Origin of the sequence: Falsiroseomonas oryzae (assembly GCF_027856955.1) — a bacterium.
Classification (GTDB): domain Bacteria; phylum Pseudomonadota; class Alphaproteobacteria; order Acetobacterales; family Acetobacteraceae; genus Falsiroseomonas; species Falsiroseomonas oryzae.
In genome coordinates this window covers 1-1264 of sequence record NZ_JAPSMD010000810.1, presented here as the reverse complement: position 1 = coordinate 1264, position 1264 = coordinate 1, and the positions used below count along the sequence as shown (strand labels likewise).

General features: G+C 72.1%; 1 protein-coding gene and 1 pseudogene. One reads left to right on the top strand and one right to left on the bottom strand.

Translation table 11 applies throughout. The annotated features are described in order from the left end of the window. Positions 1-267 (bottom strand): annotated as a pseudogene (locus tag OZN99_RS31885) (hypothetical protein); the annotation flags it as partial. 162 nt (positions 268-429) lie between these two features. Between OZN99_RS31885 and OZN99_RS31880 the strand changes: the two are divergent. Further along, positions 430-1203, top strand: a complete 774-nt coding sequence (locus OZN99_RS31880) for a choice-of-anchor W domain-containing protein (protein WP_270939199.1) — start codon at positions 430-432, stop codon at positions 1201-1203. The last annotated feature ends 61 nt before the right edge of the window (positions 1204-1264 follow it).

The following is a 1264-nucleotide window of genomic DNA, read 5'->3' as shown; positions in this document are numbered from 1 at the left end:
GTTCGGATGGGCCGCGCCGGCCAATGGCGGCCGCACCAGCCCGATCCGCGTCACGCGATGCGGCGCCGCTGCGTCCAGCGCGCGCCAGCCCGGCCATTCGCGGCCCGTGGCGGCATCGCGGCGCGAGGTGAGCACCGCGATCGCGCCGCCCGCATGCCGCGCCAGCGCCGCATAGACCTCGGCCGAGCCGCCGATCAGCGGCGGGAAGGTGTGGCAGACCAGCAGGCAGCGCGCCGTCGTCCCTTCGCTCTGCCCGCCTTCATCCACCGCCGCACCCGATCCCGCCGCCCCGGCGCAAGGCTACAGCAGGCACGCGCCGGCGGAAGCGCCCGGCACGCCGGGAGGTTTTGTCAGGAAGCGTTCCGTCCGGCTTGCGAACGATCCGCCCGTGCCCGATACGTCATCGGAACAATACATCATGTGTGGCTGATGGAAACCCGACGCAGCACGCCGATCGTCCCGCTTCGCCTTGCCGCAGCCGCAGCGCTGCTCGGCCTGGCGATGCCCGCCGCGGCGGCACCGATCTTCGTCGCGACCGGCAGCAACGACGTCTTCTACGAGACGGTCACCCTGCCGCCCTTCGGCGTGCTCATCCCGCAGAGCGAGGTGTTCGTCGCGCAGGCGCGCATCGGCAACCGCGCGACCAACGGCGACTACGAGATCGGGCTGCACCGCTACAACGCGGCGAACCGCAGCACCTTCCCGACCAGCGCCTCGCCGCTCGGCAGCGCGTCGGAGATCCAGTTCGCGTGGGCGAACGGTGCGCCGACCGCCTTCACCCTCACGCGCACCGGCACGACCGTCCGCTTCCAGATGGGCGGCTATGACGAAAGCTTCACCGATGCCCTGGTGGACGACGTGGACGCCATCAGCTTCCGCGTCGCGGCGGGCACCGGCAACACCACGCAGATCTCAGCGCTGCGCTTCATTGCCGGCGGCAACACGACCAATCTTCGCAGCTTCACCGCGAGCAACGGCTCGCGCGACCTGGCGCTGTTCGCCGAGGTCACCGGGGACTTCACCATCTCGGGCGATCTGACCTTCAGCTGGACCGGCACTCCCGGCGGCTCGAACCTGTCCATGCAGCTGAAGGCGCTGGAGGGCTTCGTCGCCCCGGTGCCTGAACCGGCCGCGGCGGCTCTCTTCGGCCTCGGCCTGCTCGGCCTCGCCGGAGTTTGCAGGCGGCGCGTGGCCGCCACCTGAGCGGTCGGCGGGGGCCTCGCCGCCCCCGCCCCGCGCCCAGCCTCAGGCCGGCTGGCGCCGG

Coding starts and splice junctions, on each gene's coding strand:
- OZN99_RS31880 (WP_270939199.1), top strand. CDS start 430: ATGGAAACCCGACGCAGCACGCCGATCGTCCCGCTTCGCCTTGCCGCA.